Source organism: Pseudoalteromonas sp. SR44-5 (assembly GCF_014163675.1).
GTDB lineage: Bacteria > Pseudomonadota > Gammaproteobacteria > Enterobacterales > Alteromonadaceae > Pseudoalteromonas > Pseudoalteromonas rhizosphaerae.
Genome location: NZ_JACJDT010000030.1, coordinates 1 through 6,132 on the forward strand (window position 1 = coordinate 1; position 6,132 = coordinate 6,132).

The 6,132-nt window shown below is 40.0% G+C and carries 4 protein-coding genes and 1 rRNA gene; 3 read left to right on the forward strand and 2 right to left on the reverse strand.

What is annotated here, in order from left to right; genetic code table 11:
- Positions 1-3: 3 nt before the first annotated feature.
- A 5S ribosomal RNA gene (gene rrf, locus H5154_RS15100) occupies positions 4-118 on the forward strand.
- A gap of 744 nt (positions 119-862) precedes the next feature.
- Here rrf and H5154_RS15105 read toward each other — a convergent pair.
- Both H5154_RS15105 and H5154_RS15110 read right to left on the reverse strand, forming a co-directional pair.
- The gene (locus tag H5154_RS15105) at positions 863-2,134 is read right to left on the reverse strand and encodes a LysM peptidoglycan-binding domain-containing protein (protein ID WP_182718799.1); all 1,272 of its coding nucleotides are present in this window, start codon (positions 2,132-2,134) and stop codon (positions 863-865) included.
- A 66-nt stretch (positions 2,135-2,200) separates the two neighbouring features.
- On the reverse strand, positions 2,201-3,064 hold the full coding sequence (locus H5154_RS15110; protein WP_145240309.1) for a LytTR family DNA-binding domain-containing protein: 864 nt from the start codon (positions 3,062-3,064) through the stop codon (positions 2,201-2,203).
- Between the two features lie 182 nt (positions 3,065-3,246).
- Here H5154_RS15110 and H5154_RS15115 point away from each other — a divergent pair, with 182 nt between their 5' ends.
- Positions 3,247-4,527 carry an acyltransferase gene (locus H5154_RS15115; protein WP_182718800.1) on the forward strand — a complete coding sequence of 427 codons (1,281 nt, stop codon included), beginning with the start codon at positions 3,247-3,249 and terminating at the stop codon, positions 4,525-4,527.
- Positions 4,528-4,660: 133 nt separating this feature from the next.
- On the forward strand, positions 4,661-6,132 hold a 1,472-nt coding region (locus tag H5154_RS15120; protein ID WP_182718801.1), incomplete at its 3' end, for a tetratricopeptide repeat protein.

Here is a 6,132-nt window from a genome sequence, read left to right on the forward strand (position 1 = left end):
TTGCTTGGTAACAATAGCGTTTTGGACCCACCTGACCCCATGCCGAACTCAGTAGTGAAACGAAACAGCGCCGATGATAGTGTAGCATTTGCTATGTGAAAGTAGGACATTGCCAGGCTCCAAATAAGAGAAACCCGTTACAGCGATGTGACGGGTTTTTTGTTGTCTGCAGGAAAGTGAAAATGCAGGTTCGAGGTGAAAGGTAAAAGGCATCAGGTAAAAGGAAAAGAATAAGCGCCTAATGCCGACCTATACATTTGCTATGTGGCTCTCTACCGCTGTGGGCACTATGACATCACCAAGCTCCAAATTGAGAAAGCCGCTTCAGAAATGAAGCGGCTTTTTTACGTCTGGAATAAAATGAAAACACCAAGCCAAGACCCCATGGTGAACTCAGTAGTGGCCGCTCTTGCAATCCCTATGCTCCACGGCATGTGTATCCCTATTTATCAAACAAACGCTCCTTCACGTCCCAGGGAATCTACCTTTAGAGCAATTTGAGTATGGATACTTATACCAATCGACTTAAATATTTAACCATTCTAGCGAGCTAAATAAAGCGCTAACTGCGTTATAATTTTTTAAGTAGAACAACTACATGTCAAAATTTACGCCTTGTTATCACTGTATTTATCTGTCGCTATAAATGGTCAGTAACTTAAAACGATTGGTATTTGTGGTACTGAGTTTGATTATGATGCTGACCCGCACAGTAAATTGGTACCACACTAAATCACAAGCTGATGATTAATCACTGTTTGCAGAGGGCTGCATGATTGCAGCCCTTTAATTATTCAGGCCTAACACAGTTAGCATTGCATATAGCCGCTGAAGATAGGCTTATTATCCAGCGTTCATGTTATTAACTTGCTGATAAAAATACGGTTAGCTTATCGCCTATTTTTAAGCGATCGCTTGAAAGGCTGTTCCATTGTTTTGGCTTAGTGATGCTGACTTTGTAATGGTTAGCTATTTTCCACAAGCTTTCGCCAGATTTAACCTTATGCTCTATTTGCGTATCGGCTAACTGCGGTAGCACTAATTTTTGACCAATACGTATGGTACTATTTTTCAAATTATTAAATGCTTTTAGTTGGCTTACAGTTACTTTGTAGCGCTTAGCGATCACGCTCAAACTATCGCCACGCTTAACTGTATAATGTTGCCATTGGCTGTAGTCGTTAGAATCTTGATCAGCAATCATAGTCTCAAATTGCTTTTGCTCACTAGCAGGAACGACGAGATGCGGTGCATCAATAATCGCCGGAAAGCGAATGACCCCGTAGTTTAAGGGCTCTAACTGTTGCCATTGGGCTTTATTATCTAAAATAACTGAGCCAGAAATGGCTATTTTGGCAATTGCATCTTTATTTGCTATTGCAGGGAACGCCATTTTTTGGCTTTTTAATAATTGTGCCGCAGCAAGTAGTTTAGGTACATACTGACTGGTTTGCTGAGGGAGTTTTAAACTGAAAAAGTCAGTTGGTTTACCTTGCTTTTTATTGTTGCTGATCGCTCTAAGTACACGGCCTTCACCTAAGTTATAGGCTGCTATAGCGTGATACCAATCACCATCAAAGCGTTTGTATAAGTACTCCATAAAATCCAGAGCAGCGCGGGTACTGTCGATCACATCTTGGCGGCCATCGTACCAAGGACTAATTTTTACCTTAAAGTACTTAGCAATGGCAGGCGTTAATTGCCAAAGTCCAGATGCATGCTTGTGCGAATAGGCACTGGCATCAAAGTCACTTTCAATTAGCGGCATTAACGCTAATTCTATGGGTAAGTTCCGCTTTTCAACCTCTGTGACTATATAATAAAGGTAAGGCTCAGCACGGCGACTAATTTCATCCATATAGTTTGGGTGAGATAAATACCATGCAATGCGTTGTTGCACATCTGGGTGGCTAGAATTGGAAAATGTAAGCTGCGCTCGGATGCGTTGCCACACATCATCGAGTTCCTGAGGACTTAAGGGAGCTATTTGCTCAATATTTTCGTTTTGTTCTTTAACAACAATATTTGGGTTAGCCTTAGTATCAGGTTGTGAAGATGGTTGTTCGGGTGTGGTTTCACAACCGGATAAAATAACAATCAATGGCAGAATGCGGATAAATCGATTTAAAGACACGTACTAAACTACTCCGAAAATATAAATGCGGTTAACCTAAATCAGGCTAGCTTAACATAGTGTGAGTTAAGAATGACTTGTAGTTGAATTTAACTGTCCCTTAAATTGCTCTTTATAGCGACGCGATAAGTTAAGTACTTTGCCGGTTGTAAGTTTTATTTCACTGTCTCCGCTCGGTAGTGGCGTGATTGATTCAATCGCATCTAACCGAACGCCAAGGGAGCGATGAATACGGCAAAACCCTTGCGGTTCTAACTGAGTTATAAGTTGGCTCATAGTTGCACGTAACGGATAAATTCTTGCATCAATATGTAGATTTACATAATTACCGCTAGATTCAAGCCAGTCTATTTGTGCTACGCGGACAATAAATTCTTTTCCCAGTTTTTTTACCAGTAGTCTATCGAAATTTAAATTTTCAGGCGTATCTTCGCCTTGTCTGATCGGTGCTGCTTCACCACTTAATTGGCTCACTACATATTGATAGGTTTTAATAACAGCAATTAAAAATAAAAACCCCCATAAGTCTTTTCGATATTCATAAAGTAACTCAAACCACACTAATCCAAAGTCATATTGCATATCTTGTAAGGTGTAAATGAGCTTGCGAATAGCGACCATTACAGCAATATGCAATAACGAAAAAGCAATACTAGCGAGTAGATAAAGCAGTAATGAGCGGGGGATTTTTTGCCAATTAAAAGGCTGGGTTTTTAATAGCCAAACTAAAGCGGGAAACAACAACAAGGTACTAATAGCGCTGGAATATTCCCATACAAACGGCTCCCAGATCATAAATGGGAGTTCGCCATCTCGCTGGGCTTCCATAATGTTTGAGCTGGCATTTATAGTATTGTTTATAAAAATATAACTAGATAAAAATAATGCCGCATACCATCTCTGGTAGCGCTGAAAATGCGTTAAGGAGATCATTATTATTGTTACTCTTTAAAAGACCGTAATTAGACTAGCAAGATAGTGATAGATCACCAAACTTATCATCCCTGATATCCACCGCTTATCCCTACTGACTGTTTTGTCAGCCTTTTCTGATTGCTTAACGCAGTGTGTTGTTCATAGTTGTTATTAATTATTCGCAAGCTAAATCTACCATGACACTTAAAATAGTAATTAAAAACACAACACGCACGCTATTACAGCCATGGCAAAATGCGTTCAACCAAGCTGTTGAATTACCAGAGCGCCGCTATGATTTAGATTGGCTACGGGTAATTGCGTTTGGTTTATTAATTTTTTATCACACCGGCATGTTATACAGCCAAAACTGGGGATTTCATTTTAAAAGCCAGTATTTGTCTAGCAGTGTTGAAAATGTCATGTTGTTACTGTCACCGTGGCGAATGGGACTAATCTGGTTTATTTCAGGAGTAGCGCTGCGCTTTATTATTGCGCGCTTTAGTTTAGATATGTTTTTAATTACGCGCAGTGTAAAAATATTACTGCCTTTATTGTTTGGCATTTGGTTTATAGTGCCGATTCAGCTTTATGCGCAAATGAGCCAAGAGGTTGGTTTAGCTATGAGCTTTTGGCAGTTCTACCAGCAGTTCTTTGATTTAACTAACCCTTTATTTAATCACTACCAAGCAGGTATTTGGCCACATGTTGATGTAAACCATCTTTGGTACTTGCGTTCGTTATGGCAATTTACTTTATTGCTAGTGTTAATGATACCGCTGCTTCACCACGCTACTGTGCAAGCAATAATGACGCGTTTATGTGAGCGATCGTTAGTTATTGTTTTTATTGTATTGCTATTGCCGCTGTGTATTTTAAAACTGAGCTGGCCGAGTGATACATTCCGATACCCCATGGGCGCGTTGTTTTTACTTTACGGTTACTTGCTTGCTTGGCAGCCTGCATTTTACAGCCAACTGCTACGTCACTGGCAGGCGTTATTAGTGGTATTCATTTTAGGTTATTTAGTTGTCGTGCTGGGTTATCACATGATTTGGCAAAACCCAGCTACGAGCCAATGGCAAATTACCAGCATGGATATGCTGTATACCGCGCAACGATTAGTGGGTGTGATGTTAATGCTGGCATTAGCAAAACGCTTTTTGAATCACGATTACCCTAAATTAGCGTTATTAAACTCAGCCGTATTTCCGTTTTATCTATTACATCAAAGTGTAATTATTGGCCTTGCCTTTTATTTGTCGAAGCTGCAATTAGGTGGCTTTGAAGAGCCATTACTTATACTCAGCCTCACTTTCATTATTTGTTGGTTGGTATTTATTGCTGCGCGTCGTATCGATCTATTAAGCCCATTTATAGGGATTAAAGTCACAGGTAAATATAAAGCATGGCAAATTAAAGCGGGCTTTGGTTGCGGGCTAATATTGGTAAGCCCGCTGATATTTAGGTTAGTTTAGCATCAATAATACAACTTAAAGTTTTTATAAATGGTTGGTTTTAGGTGGTATGTGCTACAAAACTCGGTTAGATTAACAAGACTACTATGTGGTTATGCAACCTTGGCAAGCAAATTTATTTTAGGGATGATTGATGCGTTTTTTATTACTACTTGTATTTTTATGGGGCTTGCTTAGCGCAGCTTTTGCTACAACAGCACCTAATTCAACGCCTGTAAATTCAGCTCCGATTATAGCTAATACGCAAAATAGCCAAGATTTGATGTATCAGCAACTGTTTAGTATGCAAAGCCAGCTTGTTCGACTAGATGAAAAGCTACAGCAACAAAAATCACTCGGTAATGATGTTAAAACCCTTGAAGCGGCGCAGCAAGCACTCAAAGTTCAACTTGCTAACTTACAAACTAAACTCGAAACGCAAGAAAAGCTGCAAACTAATCAAATGAGTGGGATTGATGGGCGGATAAGTGATATTGCAAGTAATACTAATATGTGGGGAATGGCATTTACCATTTTTGGTTTGATTATCACAGTTGCTGCAATCGCACTCGGTTTTAGTGCAAAAAACAGAGCGGTATACGAAGCCAAGCAGGCTGCTAATGCAGCCTCAGAAAGTCATATGGAAAAATGGTTATTAGATAATAAAGGTAAATTAATTTCAGAGACCAAAGTTGAGCTCGAAAAAGTCAGCCTTGAGCTAAAAGATCGAGCTGAGAAATTAGAAGCAGAGGCAAGGGCTGCGCTGGAAAAAATCAAGCAAGAACAGCAACAAGCTTGGGACGCTCTCTTAGCTGAAAACAAGGATGTTGTTACCTCGAAAAGAAATAAAGAAGACAATACAGTTACTAAACATAATAAACCGAAAGTATATCAAACAGCTCAAGAATGGTTTAAAGCGGGTTTAAAGACGTTTTCAAGTGGTGAATATGATGAAGCACTCTATGCTTGGAGCAAGGTTTTAGGGTTAGTTAACAGCGAACAAGAGCCAAAATTATATGCCATTACAATGGTTAACCAAGGCGTTACTAATGGGTGGCTAGGCAAGCATAATGATGCACTAAACAGCTTTACAACCTTGATTGAGCAGTTCAAAGACTCTCCGAATGAAGCGATTCAAATTCAAGTGGCTAACGCGATGTTTAACCAAGGGATTGCTTATAGTAAGGAAGGCCAGACTGATAATCAACTTACCAGTTACAAAGCTTTGATAGAAAAGTTCAAAGACTCATCGAATGAAGAGATTCAAATTCGGGTAGCTGAAGCGATTCTTAATCAAGGCTTTACTTATGGTCAGCAAGACAAGCCTGATGAGGAGCTCAACAGCTATGCGGCTTTGATTGAGCAGTTCAAAGACTCTCCGAATGAAGCGATTCAAATTCAAGTGGCTAACGCGATGTATAACCAAGGTATTGCTTATGGTCAGCAAGGCAAGCCTGATGACGAGCACAACCGCCATGCGGCTTTGATTGAGCAGTTCAGAGACTCTCCAAATGAAGCGATTCAAATTCAAGTGGCTAAAGCGATGTTATACCAAGGCATTACTTATGGTCAGCAAGGCAAACCTGATGACGAGCTCAACAGCTATGCGGCTTTGATTGAGCAGTT